14 protein-coding genes, 1 other RNA gene and 1 pseudogene are annotated in these 20,733 nt (G+C 36.2%); 4 read left to right on the top strand and 12 right to left on the bottom strand.

The features are described from left to right. Nucleotides 1–117 precede the first annotated feature (117 nt). A complete protein-coding gene (locus H344_RS0103650) occupies nt 118–1,809 on the bottom strand; it encodes a M23 family metallopeptidase (RefSeq protein ID WP_026809050.1) in 1,692 nt (563 codons plus the stop codon). Nucleotides 1,810–2,005: 196 nt separating this feature from the next. On the opposite strand from H344_RS0103650, the gene H344_RS0103645 reads away from it, so the two are divergent. The 4 genes from H344_RS0103645 (at nt 2,006) to rny (ending at nt 4,390) form a co-directional block, all read left to right on the top strand. Further along, a complete protein-coding gene (locus tag H344_RS0103645; protein WP_026809049.1) occupies nt 2,006–2,296 on the top strand; it encodes a hypothetical protein in 291 nt (96 codons plus the stop codon). A gap of 14 nt (nt 2,297–2,310) precedes the next feature. Further along, nucleotides 2,311–2,607, top strand: coding sequence for a cell division protein ZapA (locus H344_RS0103640; RefSeq protein ID WP_026809048.1), 297 nt, complete (start codon nt 2,311–2,313; stop codon nt 2,605–2,607). Between the two features lie 54 nt (nt 2,608–2,661). Next, nucleotides 2,662–2,771: non-coding RNA, 6S RNA (gene ssrS, locus H344_RS21335), on the top strand. Between the two features lie 53 nt (nt 2,772–2,824). After that, nucleotides 2,825–4,390: a ribonuclease Y gene (rny, locus tag H344_RS0103635; protein WP_026809047.1), complete on the top strand. Its 1,566-nt coding sequence runs from the start codon at nt 2,825–2,827 to the stop codon at nt 4,388–4,390. A gap of 1,345 nt (nt 4,391–5,735) precedes the next feature. Here rny and H344_RS19670 read toward each other — a convergent pair. From H344_RS19670 to H344_RS0103580, 11 genes and pseudogenes are all read right to left on the bottom strand, one after another. Continuing rightward, a pseudogene (locus tag H344_RS19670) lies at nt 5,736–7,949 on the bottom strand (DUF349 domain-containing protein). A 150-nt stretch (nt 7,950–8,099) separates the two neighbouring features. After that, nucleotides 8,100–8,852 carry a shikimate dehydrogenase family protein gene (locus H344_RS0103625; protein ID WP_026809046.1) on the bottom strand — a complete coding sequence of 251 codons (753 nt, stop codon included), beginning with the start codon at nt 8,850–8,852 and terminating at the stop codon, nt 8,100–8,102. Next, nucleotides 8,824–9,843 (bottom strand): DUF368 domain-containing protein, encoded by a 1,020-nt coding sequence (locus H344_RS0103620; protein ID WP_026809045.1) that lies wholly within the window; start codon nt 9,841–9,843, stop codon nt 8,824–8,826. Before H344_RS0103620 ends, H344_RS0103625 begins: the two co-directional genes overlap by 29 nt. Before the next feature lie 14 nt (nt 9,844–9,857). Then, nucleotides 9,858–10,775: a DUF368 domain-containing protein gene (locus tag H344_RS0103615; RefSeq protein ID WP_026809044.1), complete on the bottom strand. Its 918-nt coding sequence runs from the start codon at nt 10,773–10,775 to the stop codon at nt 9,858–9,860. A 30-nt stretch (nt 10,776–10,805) separates the two neighbouring features. Beyond that, on the bottom strand, nt 10,806–12,206 hold the full coding sequence (locus H344_RS0103610; RefSeq protein ID WP_026809043.1) for a tetratricopeptide repeat protein: 1,401 nt from the start codon (nt 12,204–12,206) through the stop codon (nt 10,806–10,808). A gap of 96 nt (nt 12,207–12,302) precedes the next feature. Beyond that, nucleotides 12,303–13,484 carry an aspartate aminotransferase family protein gene (locus tag H344_RS0103605; protein WP_026809042.1) on the bottom strand — a complete coding sequence of 394 codons (1,182 nt, stop codon included), beginning with the start codon at nt 13,482–13,484 and terminating at the stop codon, nt 12,303–12,305. 128 nt (nt 13,485–13,612) lie between these two features. Further along, nucleotides 13,613–15,340: an OstA-like protein gene (locus H344_RS0103600; RefSeq protein WP_026809041.1), complete on the bottom strand. Its 1,728-nt coding sequence runs from the start codon at nt 15,338–15,340 to the stop codon at nt 13,613–13,615. Nucleotides 15,341–15,452: 112 nt separating this feature from the next. Next, nucleotides 15,453–16,724 carry an adenylosuccinate synthase gene (locus H344_RS0103595; RefSeq protein WP_026809040.1) on the bottom strand — a complete coding sequence of 424 codons (1,272 nt, stop codon included), beginning with the start codon at nt 16,722–16,724 and terminating at the stop codon, nt 15,453–15,455. A 16-nt stretch (nt 16,725–16,740) separates the two neighbouring features. Beyond that, nucleotides 16,741–17,196 carry a Fur family transcriptional regulator gene (locus H344_RS0103590; RefSeq protein ID WP_026809039.1) on the bottom strand — a complete coding sequence of 152 codons (456 nt, stop codon included), beginning with the start codon at nt 17,194–17,196 and terminating at the stop codon, nt 16,741–16,743. Between the two features lie 42 nt (nt 17,197–17,238). Beyond that, entirely contained in the window at nt 17,239–19,443 is a 2,205-nt protein-coding gene (locus H344_RS0103585) for a RelA/SpoT family protein (RefSeq protein ID WP_026809038.1), read from the bottom strand. Between the two features lie 44 nt (nt 19,444–19,487). Next, on the bottom strand, nt 19,488–20,720 hold the full coding sequence (locus tag H344_RS0103580; protein WP_026809037.1) for a M48 family metallopeptidase: 1,233 nt from the start codon (nt 20,718–20,720) through the stop codon (nt 19,488–19,490). Between the last annotated feature and the right edge of the window lie 13 nt (nt 20,721–20,733).

Here is a 20,733-nt window from a genome sequence, read left to right as displayed (position 1 = left end):
CTTTCTATTATTGCAAAAATATGGCAATTTCCTATTCTTGTGCTTTAATATTTTCTTAATATAGGGTGGTTGGCCCTAATCCATATCGTAATAAAAAAGTTTATGTGGTATAATTGTTTAATTCCTGTAAAAGGTACTAGTAAACGTACTGCTGTTACCAACATTATCTGTTACTATAACCTTTAGGTCGCATTGTTTTTTATCTAGAATAATATCATCAAAATTATAAGTTAAAGTATTGGTTTTTGGCTCGTATTCCATTAGTATCCACTCCCCATTAAGGGTAGCCGTATACGTATTTATACCACTTAAATCATCACTGATTCTAAGGCTTAAGTAGTTGTAATTAGTTAGCCATTGCTTGTCTTTAAAATTTTTGGGCACTATCCTAGGCGCTATTGTGTCTTTTGTAAGCGTATAGGTGCCTAAATTACGTGTTCTAGTGGAAAAGGTGGTTCCCCTTTTATAAGTTGAAGTAAAGCTAGGTGTCATATTTTTATCCAATCTTGCTATAAACATCTTATCTCTATCTTCATGAGAATATTTAGAGACATCAAATGTGATCGTGAAATTCCTGTGTGCAGGGATTTTACTGTCGTGGATGGTAACCGTATCCTGTCCTTTTTTAAGATCTATATAAAAATTCTCATAAAAAGTATTTGCCGGAAAATATACCTTGGCTCCCTCTAAATCAAAAGTATTAGGTTTTTTAGCAATAATATAGTTTTCTGTTTTTACATCATTCTTAGGAATGATAATTTCTTGACGTTTTCCTTCTACTGGGATAATCAATTTTGTAGTGTTTCCTGCTAGGTCACTAATATGTATTTCTACGTTATATGACAGTCCTTCGGAAATGTCTATTTTTCCATCGTTATACAAGGTGTTGTATATACCCAACAAATTACTAGGTTCCTTATAGCATTTCTGAATTCTTTCATAGTAAGTAGCATAATGAGGGTAATCTATAAGGGTGTTTATGTACCTGCTTTCTGAAAATGAAAAGGTTTCGAAAGTATATTCTGTATAAACCTTTCCGTTTACTTTTTGTGTTAGAGAGTAGGCCCCATTTTTGTTGGCAGCCAGGTCTTGCCGGTCATAGGTATTCACTCCGAACCCTATTAGTCCGGCCGCAGAAACTTTATCAGCGAGATAGGAGCCATCTGGCTGGCGGTGATATTTTAGTTTCACTTTCTCCTGACTTTGATTTACCTGTGCGTTATCGGATAGAGGATAAGCATAGGCCGCAAGCAAAGTTGGACTAGTGGCATCACGAACTTCTATTCCATAATACAATGGGTTTGTAGGCATTTGAGATGCGCTGCTCCTTATTTCAAAATGCAGGTGGGGACCAGCAGAACCTCCTGTATTACCAGTGTAGGCAATAAGATCTCCTTTTTTGAGCGGAATTTCTGAAGCACTAGGAAACAGCTCTATTTCATAAGATTGTTTTTGGTACTGCGCTTTTTTAACATAGGCTTCAATTTCTGGAGAGAACTTTTGGAGATGGGCGTAAACAGAAGTATGTCCATTAGGATGTGCAATGTACAAGGCTTTACCATATCCCCAGTGTGATACTTTTATTCTAGTAACCCTGCCGTCACCTATGGCATAAACGGGAATTCCTTCTCTTTGTTGCGTTTTTATATCTATCCCGGCATGAAAATGATTAGAACGTAATTCACCAAAAGTACCCGATAAAATTATTGGGATGTCTAAGGGAGGTCTATAGATATCTGTTGGATATTTAGCCTGTCCATAGCCAGTAAGTGTAAGTATTAAAAACAATCCTAAAAATGCTCCTCTCATAATTATTTGTAAATTGAGGCGAAAGTAATTAATACCGGTCAAATTATAAAAAAAGTAGTGGTTTTAAATGTGTTACGAGTTGCATCGGTAGCTGCTATAGAAGTAGAGAGGAGATTACTTTCAGAATAAGTGAAAAAAGAATTGCTAAGTAGAGCGAGGAATATTAACTTTGTGTAAAATGCATTGATATTTGCATATGAGTGAATTGGTAGAAATTGTAGATTCTTTAGAAAATAAAATAAGTAAGTTGTTGCACCAGTTAGCGCTTTTGCAAGACTCAAACCTTGAATTGGAAGGAGAATTGGCTGCTTTAAAAAATGAACACGAAGTAGCATTAGCTTCGGTAGAGGAGTGGCAGGATAAATACAATTCACTGAAGTTGGCAAGTACAATACTGGGCAGTGATACAAACAAGACTGAAGCAAAGCTTAAAATAAACACATTAATAAGAGAGTTAGACCATTGTATTGTGCAGCTTTCTGAATAATGTAAATTAATAATATGGCAGATAAGCTCAAAATAAAGCTTTCTATAGCAGATAGGGTATATCCCCTAACTATTGACCCTTCACAGGAGGAAGGCCTTAGGAAAGCTGCTAAAAATATAGATCAGTTAGCTAAAAAATTTGAGCAAAATTATGCCGTTAGAGATAAACAGGATGTGTTAGCTATGTGCGCACTCCAATTTGCCTCTAAAATTGAGCAAAGAGGAATAGATCAAGACGAAGGAGTTACAGAAGCTGCTGAGCGACTGAAAGCTCTAGACAATTTGATAGGTTCTAAGCTAGGAATTAAATAACGTTCTTTAAAATAAACATAGTTACTGCCCACATTGGTAATTAATATTTGACAAACTCAACACTAATTTGTTTGAAAAGGGTGAGTTTAGATTGTAAAAGCAGGCCTTACTAGTATAAGGATCCTTGATCAGTCTGTTAGCCCTAAACCTGTTTTTAGGGGTTTGTACAAATCTTCCATCAATGTGGGCTTTTTTTTTACTAATTTTTAATACATATATGGAGAGTATAGCAATAATAACAGGTTTGGTTGGACTGGTGATTGGGTTTGCCATTGCAAAGGCAATGGAAAAGGGCAAGGCGTCTAAAATCATTTCCAATGCAAAAAATGAAGGAGCTAACATTGTAAAGGAGGCTCAAATTGAAGGTGAAAATATTAAAAAAGATAAAATCTTCCAGGCCAAAGAAAAGTTTTTAGAACTGAAGGCAGAACATGAAAAGGTTATAATAAATAAGGATAAGAAAATTTCAGAGGCTGAAAAACGGACTAGAGATAAGGAGTCGCTGGTAAGTGGTGAACTTGCCAAAACCAAGAAAATGAATGAGAAGCTTGAGTTCAAGTTAAAAGAAGTTGAAAGTAAAAGCGAATTCTTTGATAAAAAACAAGCCGAATTAGAAAAACTACATAGGAGTCAAGTACAGCAATTGGAAGTAATTTCCGGACTTTCTGCAGATGAAGCAAAAGCACAATTGTTAGAGTCCCTTAAGGATACTGCTAAATCTGATGCTATGTCCTATATTCAGGATACTATTGAAGAGGCAAAATTAACTGCACAGCAGGAGGCTAAGAAAATAGTAATAAATACTATTCAACGTATTGGTACAGAGGAGGCGGTTGAAAATTGCGTATCTGTATTCAACCTAGAGTCAGACGATGTTAAAGGTAGAATTATAGGACGTGAAGGTCGTAATATTAGAGCCTTAGAAGCGGCAACGGGAGTAGAGATTATTGTAGATGACACTCCAGAGGCTATTATTCTATCTTGTTTCGATTCTGTGAGAAGGGAAGTGGCTAGGTTATCGCTCCATAAATTGGTAACCGATGGAAGAATACATCCGGCTCGTATAGAAGAAATTGTAAAGAAGACAGAAAAACAGATAGAGGAAGAAATAGTCGAAATTGGTAAACGAACCGTAATAGATCTTGGAATTCACGGGCTGCACCCAGAGCTTATTAAAGCAGTGGGAAGAATGAAATATAGGTCTTCTTATGGTCAGAATCTTTTACAACATTCTAGGGAGGTAGCTAAACTTTGTGGTGTTATGGCTGCTGAACTAGGAGTGAACCCTAAGATGGCTAAGCGTGCAGGACTTTTACACGATATAGGAAAGGTTCCTAATACGGAGGTAGAGGTAGAAACTCCACATGCTATATTAGGAATGCAATGGGCTGAAAAATTTGGAGAGAAAAGCGATGTCTGTAATGCTATAGGGGCTCACCACGATGAAATTGAAATGAAATCCCTAATTGCGCCAATCGTACAGGTATGTGATGCTATTAGCGGTGCAAGACCTGGTGCAAGGAGACAGGTGCTAGATTCCTATATCCAACGTTTAAAAGATTTAGAAGAAATTGCCTTTGGGTTTGGAGGTGTCCAAAAAGCATATGCTATACAAGCAGGTAGAGAGCTTAGGGTAATTGTGGAGAGCGAAAGAGTTAACGACGATAGAGCAGCAGAGCTTTCATTTGAGATATCTCAGAAAATTCAGACTGATATGACCTACCCAGGGCAGGTTAAAGTTACCGTAATTAGGGAAACAAGAGCAGTAAACGTTGCAAAATAAAATAACGTAACATCTATAAGTATACCTATAGATAAAAGCTGTTAATCAGTAATTGAAAATAAAGTTTTAAGTCATTCTTAATGTATAGGGTTTCCTTACATTTAGAGTGACTTTTTTTTTGCCGATAATTTCTTTTAAGTTCTTGATAAGTGCTACGCGCCTTAACTGGAAAACCAAATGTATAACGTTTATACTAAGAGGTTTAATGGATCATGACCAATTGTTGTGTTTATGCAAACAATGAACCTTAAATATTAATTCAAATTAATAAAGTTTTACATATACTATTAACTGAGTTTTACTCAAATATATTCTTTCATTTTACTCAATTGATTTTCTATTGATTTTTATCGGTTTTCGTGAATCTGCGATTTCTTTGCTTGTCCGATGAAACCGACGAAGAAGGTTCATGAATACATTAATGTAAAAATAATTGACAATGAATAAAACGAACAGGGCATTAAAGCGAAGGTACGGTGTACCTTTGTTTTAAGGAGCCAGCTGTAGCTATGGCCAACGCGCCAACTGGCCCCTCACTACAAATGCAAATCGTTGCATTTTCCGATCGGTCCTAGATCAAATCTAAAAATCGGATTCAAAACTCCGCGCTTTTTTGGAAATAAAAAAGCTGAATCTCGGAGCTTTTGAATCCTATTCTGCGGATAAGGATAACAAAACAAGAAGCCTTCTTTTAAAGGTTTTCGGCCTACTTTCTCTTTTAGTAGCAAATCAAGGAGTTTCTACGTTGGACGAAGGAAGGTTTACCTACCGGAGGTAGGCGTCCGGCAGCTCATGTTCACCTTAGTCGTTGGAAAGTTTACCTGCCGTTAGGAAGGTTTACCTACCGGAGGTAGGCGGCCTGGACGATGTGGCAGTAGAAAGTCCGTAGATTTCAAGAAAGGAGAAATAAGCCTAGATTTTTTTGAATACTTTTTTATTCATCTCCTTATCTATTACTTTTTAAAGGAATTCATGAATGCTGAGCATTTCAACAATGGAAAAAAGTATTGACATGTCAAAAAGGAAAGGTTTTAATTATTGGTCCTTACCGTTTGTTTAAGTCACACACAACTTTTGATCTTGGTCCACAATAAGGTTTGCCTTTTATAAGCAAGCATTTGGTTTCATGATTAACAAACAATGATTATTACCTCTGTTCTATGGCTGTTGTATGGCCTATTTAATAGAGAAGGATGCCAATGGTAGCGATTTTATAATAAAGGACTGTAGACTCACTATTAACCATTTTCATTGTTGTGTGAGGTAGGTTTTGTTAATTAAAAATAAAAAACCCCATTTTCCAAAAGGAAGACGGGGTTGTAAAGAGATAATAATCTTATTTAAGTTATGCCTCTTCTTCGTCAGAGTTTTGCTCCTCTTCTGATTCTTCGGCTTCTTTAGTTAAGTTATTTGCTAAAATATTTAACTTTTTTAGCTTCGCTTTCCAAGTTTCCAAAGACTCTTTGTGTTTATTAATGTTTTTAATAACATCCTTAACTAGAGGGTTGTCTTCGGAAGCATTGGAGAAGAATTGAAGGTTGTTTTCCAATTGCCTGATCTCGCTCTTGCTCTCATCAATTTTTCGCCTAATAAAGGTACGTTCGTTGGAGATGGCATAGTCGTTATCATTGTTGGCTAATCGCTGTATCTTATTTCCATATTTTAGAAGTTCTGCTTCCTGTCGGCTTATATCTAATTTCCTGAAGATGGCATCTAAAATTTTATTGAACTTAGCGTTGATGCTCATTTTATTATAAGGTATTCTGCCAATTCCTTTCCATTCGGCAATAAATTCCTTAATGGTAGTCAGGTCCTTATTTTTATCTCCGCTTAATTCAAATTGCTTTAGTCTATCTAAGCAAGCAGCTTTCTTCTCGTAATTTGCAAACTCCTCTTTTTGCGCCTCATTTTTCAATGCATGGAATCGGTCAAAATACTGGTTGCAAGCAGATTTAAACTCTTTCCATATTTTGTCTGAGTACTTTCTGGGAACATGACCTATTTTCTTCCATTCGCTTTGGATCCGCTTCATTTCTTGGGTAGTTTTATCCCAATCTTCACTGTCCTTAAGGGAAATGGCAATTTCTAATAAAGCTCTTTTTTTATCTAGGTTAACTTGTTGTTCTTTCTTTAGATTTTTATAGTAGCTATTCTTATTTCTATTAAATTCCCGAACGGCACCCTTAAAGTTAGCCCAAGTTTCCTCGTTTATCTTTTGTGGTACTTTTCCAGCTTTAAAAAATTCTTCTCTTAGCTTTTCAACTTCTCGGATTTGTTGTTGTAGCTCCTTGTGTTTTGTTGCGGTATTGGAGGCAATTTTTTTAATGGAATTGATTATTTTATTTTTCTTCTCCAGGTTAGCCTCATAGACTTTTTCAAGCTCCTTATAGTGTTCCTGCCTTCTTTGGTGAAGTTGCTTTGTAGCAGTGCTAAAACGCTCCCATATCTCCTCTCTATGTTCTTTCCCTACCGGACCAATATCCTCTTTCCATATTTTGTGTAGAACTTGTAACTCTTGAAAGGCTTTATGCAAGTCTTCTTCCTTTGCTAAGGCTTCTGCTCGTTCTACAATTTTTAGCTTCTCTTCATAGTTGTATTTAAAATCTAGATCTCTAAGCTCTCTATTTAAATGAAGGAAATCATAAAACATCTCAATGTGATGGTGGTAGGTGCGCCAAACATCATTGTAATTAGTGCGAGGGATGGGGCCTGCTGACTTCTATCTATCTTGGATGTCTCTAAAATTCTTGTGGGTAGTATTTATATCCTCCTCTACATTGATAAGTCCTTTAAGCTCCTCTATAATCTCTAGTCTTTTGGCTAAGTTGGCTTTTAGGCCTTGCTCTAGATTCTTATAATAGGCATTTCTCTTCTCTCTATATTCGTTATAGACCTCATTAAATTGCCTTTTGGTAACTGAGTTGTATCTAAAATCTATCTCATTACCACCACTACTAATGAATTCCTCCTTTTTTTCTTCAATAAAATCCTGAAATTTTAAGTCGAATTCATATTTAATTCCATCTACATGCTTCTTTATGGCTTGTACTTTTTCATTACGTACCAACCGCTGCAATTCCCCTACTAGGTTTTCCATGGGCATAGCATGGTAGTCTGGCATGGGAATTTGATGACGTTGATGATTGTCTGAATCTTCAGCATCCTCTGCATTAGATTCATCTATTTCTTCCAAAATATCCTCCTCTTTTTCTGTGGAATCCGATTTTGAAGTATCTGTTTTGGTGGTTGCTTCAGTAGTAGTTTCTAAATTGTCCTTTTTCTCATTGGATGCGCTTTCTTTATCCTCTGGGTTTATAGGGGCTTCTTCCTTTTTAACTTCTACTGTTTCATCTTCACTCGCAATGGAAGCATCTTTACCTTTCTTATCTTTTAAATTTGGAGTATTCGAGTTTTTACCCTTCTCGGATGCCTCTTTTTCGGTATCGGAATTATGTAGTGTTTCCTTAGTCTCCTCTATATTATTTGAGGAATTGGTTTTTTCTGAAACTTTCTCTTCACCTACATTATTCTGTAGTTTGTTCTCTTTGTCTTCTAACATCTTATGAATGTTTATAGCTATTGCGGTGTAATTTACAATAATAAAATTACAACCTATTCAATAACAAAGATAATGAAACTTCTTCTTAAGAAGGTGACTAGAATCGTTTGGTTTTCTTAACTGGCAATCAGGCAGATAGAATAAAGGTGGCTAGGAATTCCATATTTCCCATGCTTTTTCTGCTTGAAATTTAAGCATTTTAGAACCGTTGCATATTTTTGCACCCTGTAGTTCTCCTTCGGTTAAAAATGCGGTTTTACTTGGGTTGTAAATTAGGTCGAATAATAAGTGCTTGGGTGTAATTTGGTGATAAGGAATATCTGGCTTGTCTGTAATGTTGGGGTGAGTTCCTAAAGGAGTGCAATTAATTAAAACAGTGTTTTCTTGCATTACTTCAGCATTCAGCTCGCTATAGTTTAACTGACCCTTTTTAGGATTTCGTGACACAAATGTTTGGGATATGCCTAACTTTCCTAGTGTATACGCAATGGCCTTAGAGGCTCCTCCTGTACCTAAAATTAAAGCATTTTTGTGGTGTTTTTCTAGGTGTGGTGCCAGGGATTTATAGAATCCATAAGCGTCGGTGTTGTAACCAATAGTTTCGTCTTTTACTACTTTAATAGTATTTACCGCACCAATAGCCTTTGCTTCAGTATCTATTTTGGTTAAAAAGGGAATAACCTGTTCCTTATAGGGTATAGTGACATTAAAGCCCTTAATATTTTTATTTTGTTGTAAGATATCTGGGAACAGATTGATGGTGTCTATATCAAAATTCTCATAGGAATGTGTATCTAAAGCTAATTTTGTGAATTTTTCAGTGAAGTATCCTCTAGAGAATGAATAGGAAATATTTCTTCCTATTAAACCATATCTATGCGTTTTCTTGTCTATTTTTTCCATACCAATCCAATGCTAATAAAATGAATATACCTAAAATGATAAAAAATAGCGCCCAATACGTTTCTGCTATCATCATATCGGGTAAATATCGTTCGTAATTTGTAATAATGGGGCTATCATTAGTGTCGAATAGAATATTCCCCTGGGCGTCTGTTTTGTATAGGGTACGTTTCCATGGCCAAACCACTCCTAGGGACCCAGTAATAAAGCCAATAATCACAGCAGTAGTAATATTCTTAAAGTGTTTTAGAACGTAGCTCAACAGATGTGATAGGCTAACTAGACCCACTGCTGACCCTGCGGTGAATACTCCAAGAATTTTTAGTGTCTTTAACCGCTTTATATTATCGGTAAAACTAAAATCTCCTCTTAATACTTCTGCAAAAGTATCATAGAGTGCATTTACGGAGTCTACTAAAAGCAAGACGTAATTGCCTAAGAGTATTAGAATAAATGAGCCGGAAAGCCCAGGGAGGGTCATCCCAGAAACACTTATGATGCCGCAAAAAAATATAAATAACAGGTTGTCGTTTTCTGTAGCTGGACTTAAAAAACTTATTGAAATACCAACTAGAAGTCCGATGATACCAGCGGTAATTGTGCTTTTGCCCCAATGAGAAAAATCCTTGGCTATATAATAAATAGAACCTAAAATCATCCCGAAAAATCCAGCCCATACAAACAATTCCTGCTTTTCCAGAAAATAATCTAGAATTTTAGAAATGCTAAAATAGCTTATTAGCATACCTAAAATGAGCAATGATAAAAACTGTGCATTGGTATAGCGGTAAAAGCTTTTGAATCTACCACTCAATAAAAGTTTAAATGCTTTGGCATTAATTTTTTGCAAGGAGTAGATAAATTCTTCATAAAACCCCCCAACAAAAGCTACAATGCCACCAGAAACACCGGGAACCTTATTGGCAGCACCCATAAAAAGGCCTTTAATTACCAAAAAGAATTTATCCGTTAAAGATCTGGGGTTTTTCATTTAAGATTTGCCATTTACTTTTTTGAAGCTAATTTCTCCAAGATAAAAATAAGGGAAAAACCAGTGATGGCTAAGAGAATGGCAAACATAATTTGTGAATCTCCTTCAAAAGCGTAAGGTGAAATATTTTGCTCCTTTAAAACAACGAGTTTGTCACCAAATAACTTCGATTCTAGAGTTTCTTTCCACGGCCAAATTTTGTTTAATGAACCAGCGATAAACCCGGTTAATAAGGCTAAAGTTAAATTTTTATAATGGGTAAACATCCATTTTAGTAGTTTGGCAAAACTTAGGAGACCAAATATAGCCCCTAGACCTACTGTAATCACAACTTTTAGATCGCGCTCGTGTACCGCATCTAAGATAGTTTTGTATGACCCTAACAATACAAGTATAAAGGCCCCTGAAATTCCTGGTAAGATCATGGCGCAAATTGCAAGTGCACCAGAAAAGAATAGATAGGGGAGGGAGTCAATGTTTTCTGAGGGAGGAAGTGTGGTTACATAATAAGCAATAGCCGCTCCTAAGATTAATATAAGGATTGTACCTGGAGTCCATTTTTTTATTTCCTTACCTACTAAAAAAATACTAGCTAACACAAGGCCAAAGAAAAATGACCATAAGGGGATGGGTTGGTTCTCCAATAGCCAGCTGATAAATTTAGCCAGAGAAAGAACACTAATGGCTATCCCTGTAAGTAAGGCTAGTAAGAAATTACCGTTTACTTTGTTCCAAAATGCTTTAAAGCCCTCTGTTCGTAAGGTTTTAAAGAGAGATAGGTTAACATTGTTAATACTGGTGATTAACTCTTCGTAAATACCTGAAATAAAAGCGATAGTACCTCCTGAAACTCCAGGCACTACATCTGCAGCTCCCATGGCCATGCCTTTTAAGGAGATAATAAGGTAACTGATAAAATTACGTTTTTCCATAAAATGATAAAAACAACAAAAATAGTGTAATTATCTGGAAGCTTTTTTCACTTCTTCAATTAAGTTTTTTGCCCATTTGGTATCGTAGAATTGAGGGAATTCCTCCTTAAACAAATGTAGTTTGTCTTTATCAATTTTTAAGGCTTTAAGAAAATGTTTTTGGGCTTTGGTATAGTCATTATTTAACAAATAATATCCTGCTATTTTAAATTGCATTTCACATGACTGGGGATAGAATTCCTGTCCTTGACTAAGTATTTGGATCGCTGCATGAATGTCTAAATTCTGTACAGCCACCTCGGCCCAATGAAGCCATGTATCAAATTCGTAGTTTCCTAGCTCTATCGCTTGTTGGTAAGCATAGTAAGCTTCATCATTATTTTTTAATACGGAGTGTATCCTTGCACATTTCTTCCAATATTTGGCGTTTTCACCATCAATATTTATTGCTTTATTGATATAATGAAGTGCTTTCTCATAGTTTTTTTGCCTAAAGTAGTATCCAGTGATAGCCAACCATCCTTTATCTAATAATGGATCTTCATGTACCGTACGATAGTAATAGGATTTTGCTTCTTCGTCTTTGTTTAACTTTTCATAACACCTTCCAATTCGCAAATAGGCATAGGAAGTTGGGTCTTCCATGGATATAGTAATATCATAATTTTCAATTGCCTCTTCATATCGGCCTAAATTTTCTAGGACTTTTCCTTTTTCAAAATAGGCCCCGATAAAACTGTCGTCCGAAATTATGGCAAAATCAAAGGCTACCAAGGCTTCTTTATACATTTTTTTGGAAAAATACATTTTTCCCAATTGATGCCAGGCCACCTCACTATAGGGATTGCGTTCCAAATAATCGTTTAAATATTGGATGGCACCGTCATAATCTTCTAAAAACTCAAAGCAATAGATTACGTTATAGAGGGAAGAATAATCCTGCTCATCAAAAGAAACGCACTTCATAAAATTATTCTTGGCCTCTTCAAAGTTATCCATGAACAAATACTCCATTCCTAATAAGGAGTGAATATCAAAACTATCCTGAGTAAGGTTTAGGGCATGATTTAACAGGGACACTGCAGCTTCGTGATTATCTTTTTTAGAGTAGATATTGGCGCGCTGGATAAAGATTTCCTCATTGTTGCTATCAATGAGCTGAAGCTCGTCTAGCATAGCTTCTGCCTGTTCTAAATTGTTTTCAAAAACCATAACTTCAATGGAGAGTAATTTTAACTCTACACTATCGGTATGTTGTTGCAAACCAATTTTAATAGCTTTCTTTGCTAAAGCTATTTTTCCGTTGTTTAAATAATGGTGAATAATATCCTGAAAGTCTTCTGCGTCAAAGAAGTAGATATCATCTGTCTTCAGCATTGATTCAAACTTAGCGATTGGCTGCCCTGATCTTTCGTTTGGTTCTAACGGCATAGGAACTTCTTATTATTCATTTGGAACTAAAATAGGCTTTACACTTCTTGAAAACATGTGGTCTAGCCCTTTATTATTAACAAAATAGTTAACAAATTATTGTTTGGCCTCATTTAATAGATCTAGGATAAGGCTACATCCTTTGCTAATTTCCTCTTTGGTAATGGTTAACGGTGGGGAAATACGAACCGCTTTTGGTTCAAATAGCAGCCAGAAAAGTATTAATCCGTTCTTAGCGCAGTTTAATATTAATTTGTTCGTTATTTCCTCGCTTTCCAATATTAGGGCCAACATAAGGCCTTTCCCTCTAATTTCTTTTATAAGAGGATGTATTAATAGGGATCTAAATAGTTGTTCCTTCTCCAGGGTTTCCGCTATAAGATTTGTTTCAGTAAGTTCTTTTAGCGTTGCCAAGGAGGCAGCTGCAATAACCGGGTTACCCCCAAAGGTGGTGATATGTCCAAGCTTAGGGCGGTCTTGTAATGTTAGCATTAAGTTTTGAGATGCCACAAAGGCTCCCACTGGCATACCTCCGGCCATTCCTTTTCCAATAACCAAAATGTCGGGAATACAATTAAAATACTCAAAGGCAAAAAGTTTTCCTGTACGTCCAAATCCTGGCTGTACCTCATCTAAGATGAGCATGGCACCAACAGCGGTACAGCGCTCTCTTACTTTTTTTAAATAATCGTTTTTTGGAAGAATAAAGCCAGCGCCACCTTGAATGGTTTCTAGTACCACGGCTGCCGTTTTTTCCGTTATTTTTGATAAATCTTCCTCATTGTTAAACCTCAAATAATCAACATCCGGAATCAAGGGTCTAAAAGCACTCTTTCGTTCTTCATACCCCATTATGCTAAGGCTACCCATGGTATTACCGTGATACGCACTTTTGGCAGCAATTATTTGGCTTCTCCCCGTGCTCCTCCGTGCCAATTTTAAGGCCCCTTCAATTGCTTCGGTCCCAGAATTTACCAAATAGGTGGTTTCTAACGGTGCTGGAAGGTGTTCTGCTAATAATTTGGTGTATTCAACCGCGGGTTGCTGTATATACTCCCCATAGACCATTACATGCATATACTTTTCTGCCTGATCTTGTATGGCACTTACAACTCTCGGGTGACAATGGCCTAAAGTACAGGCGGATACTCCAGCAACAAAATCTAAATGAGCCTTCCCTTTTGTGTCATATATATAACTTCCTTTGGCATGGGAAACTTCCAAAGCCAATGGGTGCGGTGAGGTTTGTGCCTGATATTTTAAAAATTCCTCTTTCATTGTTTTAATTGTATAAAATGCTAAATATCCAATTATGCCTTCATTACGTACTTCTATTAAATGCTTTCTTAAGATTAGATTGCATTTTTAGAAGTGTTGTATCGGTTTAAATTTTTTATGGGGTGCATTTAGTTTGCGGAAGCATCTTTTTTTATGGACTGTAATTGCTTCGGTTTCCTTTTAGGTGTCTGGGAGGGAGGTGGGGCTAAACTCCTAGGGGTGTTTATGGAATCGCGTTTTCTTTCCTCTTCTATAGCTTCTGATGCTTCAATGTCGGTATCTATAGGATTGTTTACTCCTTGTATAATAGGCAGTATGATGTTGTTGTCGTCCTCATCAAAGATGTCCTCCTTGCTTAAGATACGCTCATCTCCTCGCCAAATAAATCCATTAAGTTTTCGACTGTTATCGGGTAAATCTTTTTCTGGGAAAATATCCCCATCTGGATCGGTGATAAAGGTGATATCCTCTATTTCGTTTTCTGCCATCGTCATCCGTATGGCGCTACAGATAGTTTTATCGATCCCAATTAGCTCTTGTTTATCATTGTACATATAGTAAATCACTTCTGTGTTCTTCACTAGGTCAATGGTGCGTAGCTCGTTATCTTCAAACAAACCAAAGAGATCCTTGCCTTTTGCTTGGTTGTAACCAACCTTTCCTATGGTATCTAATGCAATGATAAAGGCATTGTTAATTACTTTTAAAGAATCTAGTTTTTCAGTCTCTAAATTGGAGAGAAGGTGAATACTGTCTCCGGTCATCTGGTTTTCTCCATTCCAGATAATAGGACGTTTAATTAATTGTGTAACTCCCGTTTTTTGGTCAAAATGAATAGAATCGCACTTACCTGATAAATCCGTTTTATAAAATTTTGCATTTCTAAAGGCTCTTAACACACGTTCTTCTGGTTTTCCGGTAAGCATTAAAGTGTCTCCATGCATATAAAGGGAGTCTTGCTCTACAAGGTTGATAGAAACAGCTCTTTTAGTAGCAAAAACAGAGTCTTTTGCCTTAAAAACTTCAGCATAGTGGGCTCTAATTAAACCATTGTTGATAGTGTCTTTAATTATAATATTGTTAGTTGCAGAAGCAAATTCAGTTTTTTTGTCAAAAAATACACTATCCCCATAAATTATCCGGTTATTATAATCTATTCGGGTGTTTTTTATGCCATATCCACTTTCTACATTAGTGTCGTAAAATCCACGTTCAACATAAATTTTATAGCCTTCACCGGTAATAGTGGATGGACCATATAAATAGGCATTTTTAGATTCGGTATAATAATCCAACTGTTTGGATACCAATTGAAACTGCGGATTATTAAGTTTTACACTATCTAGGAACTGAGATTTTTTTAATTGGGTAAAATAACGTCCTATTTTACTTGTAAGTGTATTTGAAGAATCTACAACGGTTCCATAATCTTGGTAGAATGCCTCTTGATTTTCTCTGTCGAATCTCAGCGTGTCTGTGGTGAGCGTCATTCCGGTATGCTGTAAGATAACGTTCTCCCAAGCTTTAGCTAGGTTGGTATTACCATTATAATCGATCCGACCACTAGTTAATTGAACTGAATCTCCCTGTTGTAGCCTAATGTTTCCAACGGCTTTAAGTCTATTTTCCTTGCGGTAGTAAATAGCAACATCACACCATAAGTCGGCTCCCTCATGTTCAAATTGTACCTGTTGCTCATCTTTACTGAATATAGCTGCACCAGGATATACATCTTCATTTTTGGTAAAAGTACCCCCATAAACAATATTTATCTGTTTACTATCAGATGCCGGTTGCTGTGCTTGGCCGATCCCAAAAATAAATAGGGAAATTAATAAGAGTATTAGTTTATGCAAACCATTAAAATTTTGATCAAAAATAGTACATTTTAAACGAGGAAAATATTGTTTAGGATAGATTTAGGAAAGCGTTATATGTAAAAAGCCATCACAAGGATGGCTTTTTTAATTATCGGTATATGGTCTGTGTTCTGTCTGGTCCAACAGATACTATTCTAATGGGTACTTCTAATTCTTGCTCTAAGAATGAAATATAATCCAATAAGGTATCTGGAAGTTCATCTGCCTTACTCATTTTAGTAAGGTCTTTTGCCCATCCTTTCATTTCAGTATATATGGGAGTCACATGTTCTGGCTCAATATTATACGGGAAATGTTTTATTTGGGTTCCTTCGTAATTGTAGGCGGTGCAAATTTTTAAGGTTTCAAATCCACTAAGGACATCGGCCTTCATCATCATCAATTCGGTTACGCCATTTATTTCTACAGCATATTTTAAGGCAACTAAATCTAACCAACCACAACGTCTTGCTCTTCCAGTAGTAGCTCCAAATTCGTTTCCAACACGAGCCATTGTAGCTCCATCTTCGTCAAATAACTCTGTAGGGAAAGGGCCGCTACCTACTCTTGTAGTGTAGGCCTTAAATATTCCTATTACTTGCTTTATTTTATTTGGTGCTACACCAAGACCAGTACAAGCCCCAGCTGCAGTAGTGTTAGAAGAAGTTACAAAGGGGTATGTTCCAAAATCAATATCTAGTAAGGATCCTTGAGCCCCTTCTGCTAAAATCTTTTTCCCTTCTCTCTGAGCGTTAAAAATATATTCTTCGCTATCTATAAAGGTAAGCTTCCTTAACTCTTCAACTGCAAGGAAAAATTCAGTTTCCAATTCTTTAAGGTTGTATTGGATATCTACATTATAGAAAGCAATCATAGCTTCGTGCTTGTTAGCCAAAGCCCTGTATTTATCCTTCCAATCAGAAAATTCCAAGTCGCCTATACGTAAACCGTTTCTTCCAGTTTTATCCATATAAGTAGGACCTATTCCTTTTAGGGTAGAACCAATCTTGGCTTTTCCTTTTGAGGTTTCAGAAGCGGCATCTAATAAACGATGGGTAGGCAAAATAAGGTGTGCCTTTCTCGAAATTAGAAGTTTAGATTTAATATCTAAGTTGAATTTTTTTAAATTATCCAACTCTTTCTTAAAGATAACGGGGTCGATAACCACGCCATTACCAACAATATTAATAGCGGTCTTATGAAATATACCTGATGGGATGGTGTGCAAGACATGTTTTATGCCATCAAATTCCAAAGTATGACCTGCATTGGGGCCACCCTGGAAGCGAGCAATAATATCGTAGTCTTTGGTTAAAACATCCACTATTTTTCCTTTCCCTTCGTCTCCCCATTGGAGTCCGAGTAGTAAATCTACTGCCATTCTTTATGTAATTGGATTAATTATTTGTGTTTTCTTCTTTATTTCTGGTGCCATAGAAATAGAGGGAGTGTGTGTTGATTTTTATGTCAAAAATGTCCTCTATTGTCTGTTTAATTGCTTGGATTCTGGGGTCGCAAAATTCCATAACCTCTCCTGTATCGGTAAGAATAACATGGTCATGTTGCCTATCAAAATACGATTTTTCATATTGAGCCTGATTCTTGCCAAATTGATGTTTTCTTACCAATTTAGATTCTAATAAAAGTTCAATAGTGTTGTATAAGGTAGCTCTACTAACCCTATAATTCTTGTTTTTCATTTTGATATAGAGTGATTCTATATCAAAATGATCTTCACTTTTATAGATTTCATGTAGAATAGCGTAACGTTCAGGTGTCTTTCTGTGTCCGTTCTCTTCTAAGAAAGCGGTGAATACTCCTTTTACAATTTCTTGATTATTATTATCCCCCATAGCAATGTACCCTGCATTAGTTTGCAAATGTACAGTTAAAATTTAAATTCTAGTTACTTTATCGATTCCGTTGATCTGCTTTAGCTTTTCTATAACTCTTTTAAGAATAATATTGTTTTTTACAACAAGTGTAATTCTCCCAGTAAACGTTCCCCCTTCAGTGCTAAAATTCAAATTCCGCATGTTTACATTTAAATTACCAGAAATAATTTCAGTAATCTGGCTAATTAACCCTAAGTTGTCTATTCCCGTAAGCATTATTTCTACGGTAAACTCTTCTTGGGAAGAGTCTATCCATTTTGCTGCTATAATCCTGTAGGCATAATTAGATTGTAAGGAAATAGCATTAGGACAATTCTTCTTGTGTACTTTAATACCTTCGTTAACGCTTACAAATCCAAATACTTCATCACCAGGTATAGGGTTACAGCATTGAGAGAGTTTATATTCTAACTTATCTTCTTCTTTTCCAAATACAAGGGTGTCATACTTAACGGTAATTTCTTCTTTGTTGATTTCTGCCTGTGAGGGAGCTTTCCTCATCTTGTTTTTAAAGAAGTTGATAAAGGCATTGCTATATGATGCAGCAAAATCTTTAATCATCTGATTGTCTATAGCGCCAATCGCTACTCTATAAAAAAGATCTAGGCTAGTCTTAAGTTTAAAGAAGACTACCATTTTATTTATAGTGTCCTCATTAAGGTTAATTTTTTGGGATTTTAGTTTTCTCCTTAAAATTTCTTTCCCGTCCATTGCGGCGACCTTCTTATCTTCTCGCAATGAAGATTTAATTTTAGACCTTGCCTTTGCTGTAGTAGCATAATCCAACCAACTTTGGTTAGGCTTAGCAGATTCTGAAGTGATGATGTCTACTTGATCTCCGCTCTGTAGCGTAGTATTAAGCGGTACTAGTTTGCCATTAACTTTGGCGCCCCTGGTGCGCATCCCTACTTCTGTATGAATATTAAATGCGAAATCTAAGGGTGTGGCTCCTTTTGGAAGTGATTTTAAATCTCCCTTAGGGGTAAAAACAAAGATTTCTTTGGAATAGAGGTTCAGTTTAAACTCCTCAACAAAATCTACAGCATTGGAATTTGCATTTTCTAAGGCATCCTGAAGTTTGTTTAGCCACTCTTCAATTCCTTGTTCTTTCTGATCCCCATGCTTATACTTAAAGTGTGCAGCATATCCCTTTTCGGCAATCTCGTGCATTCTTTCACTTCTGATCTGTACTTCTACCCATCTTCCTTTTGGTCCCATTACAGTTATGTGTAATGCCTCATAACCAGTAGATTTGGGAGAAGAAATCCAATCCCGTAATCGCACGGGGTTGGGGGTAAAGTGATCGGTAACAATAGAGTATATTTTCCAGGCGATAAATTTTTCGTTATGCCGGTCAGATTCATATATAATGCGAAGGGCAAACTTGTCATAAATCTCGTCAAAAGTTACGTTCTGCACCTTCATTTTGCGGCGAATGGAGAAAATTGATTTCATCCGCCCCTTTATTTGATATTTTATATTTTCTCGGTCCAGAGATTTGCAAATGGTTTCCGAAAACGCATCTATATAAGCCTTTTGATCCTCGTGAGAGTCTTTAATTTTGCTATAAATATCTGCATAAACATCAGGTTCTGTATATTTTAGACTAAGGTCTTCAAGTTCTGTTTTAATATTATAAAGACCTATTCTATGAGCCAAAGGAGCATAGATGTATAAGGTTTCGGAGGCAATCTTAACCTGCTTATGCTCTGGCATAGAATCCATAGTGAGCATATTGTGGTAACGGTCTGCAATTTTTATGATGATAACCCTTACATCATCATTCAGTGTTAAGAGCATTTTTCTAAAATTCTCCGCTTGCTGGGATATATTCATATCCTTGTTTAGGTGGGCAATTTTAGTTAGGCCATCAACAATACGTGCAACAGTTTCCCCAAACATTCGCTCAATATCTGCTAGAGTATATTCCGTATCCTCCACCACATCATGCAAGAGGGCAGAAGCAATAGACACAGCATCTAGACCTATTTCAGAGGCTACAATTTTAGCGACGGCTATTGGATGAAATATGTAGGCTTCTCCAGACTTTCTACGCTGATCTTTATGTGCATCAACGGCAACATCAAAGGCAGAGCGTATCAGCTTCTTATCTTCATCAGTAAGTGTTTGATAGCTTATGCGAAGCAACTCCTTATATTGCTTTGCAATCTTCTTATTTTCTTGTTCTATTGCAGCTTCTGTCATCATATTTTAAATTTAATACAAACTAGAATAAAACACAACAAAATCTATACCTTTAAGTTCCTTATTCTAGCAATTAATGGAGGGTGAGAATAATGCATAAATACATATGCTGGATGAGGTGTTAGATTGCTAAGGCTACTCTTTGATAATTTTTTTAAAGAACTGATTAATGGTTGAGATGAAAAGGTGTCTTTTGCATAATCGTCTGCTTGATATTCAAAAGCTCTTGAAATCATATTCATGACTAGACTGGTGATTTCTGAAATTGGGCTGTATAATATTCCAAAACCTATCAGTGCTGCATGGAAACTAGGTTGAGAGACGCCAATAGCTAGAGAAACTTCTGGATTATTTATGAAGATAGATAGAATGTATAGGGTTAATCCTGTTAGTAAGATAGATAGGGTAATATTATAAATAATATGTTTGCGTTTGTAATGCCCCACCTCATGAGCTAATACTGCTACGATTTCCTCTTCCTCCAAATCGTTAATTAGAGTGTCGTATAAGGTGATTCGCTTTTCTCTTCCGAAACCGGAGAAATAAGCATTAGCCTTAGTAGATCTCTTAGAGCCATCTATCACAAAAATATTCTTTATCTCAAAGCCTACCTTATTGGCATATGCTTGGATCATGTCTTTTAGACTTCCATCTTCTAGAGGAGTCTGCTTATTGAATATGGGAACAATAAGCCTGCTATAAAACAAATTCATGAATAGGGAAACGGCGGCGACAAGAATCCAAGTGTAGATCCAAAAGTTAGATCCTGCCCATTCAAAAAACCAGATAATTAGTGCTAAAATTCCACCTCCAAGTATTATAGTCATCAACCATCCCTTAGCTTTATCTATCCAAAATAATTTCTTGCTCGTCTTATTAAAACCAAACTCTTCTTCAATTACAAAGGTTCTGTAATAAGAAAAGGGAGTAGTAAGTATGTCGTTCCCAATCATAATAATACCAAAAAATATTAGGGCAATAACAATGGGATGGGAGCTAATGTTTCTAGCAATGGAATCTACCCATTCGAATCCTCCGAGTAGTAAGAATGCTAAGGTGATTATTAAGGAGAACGTAGCAGTAAACCATGAGAATTTATAGTTGGTCTTTTTATATTCTTGGGATTTTCTATATTCTTCCCTATCAAAAACGTCGTTTAGTTCTGGAGGAATACTATCGTTATATCGCTTTGCATTTAGGTATTCTAAGCCCCGATCAATTATGAATTGGATTACTAGAATAGCAATTATTATATAGAATAGAGTTTGGGTATTCATTTGTAATTAGCAT

This window comes from Arenibacter latericius DSM 15913 (assembly GCF_000424985.1).
In the GTDB taxonomy this organism is placed as follows: domain Bacteria; phylum Bacteroidota; class Bacteroidia; order Flavobacteriales; family Flavobacteriaceae; genus Arenibacter; species Arenibacter latericius.
Note: the sequence above shows the minus strand (reverse complement) of the source record. Positions and strands in the feature narration are given on the sequence as shown.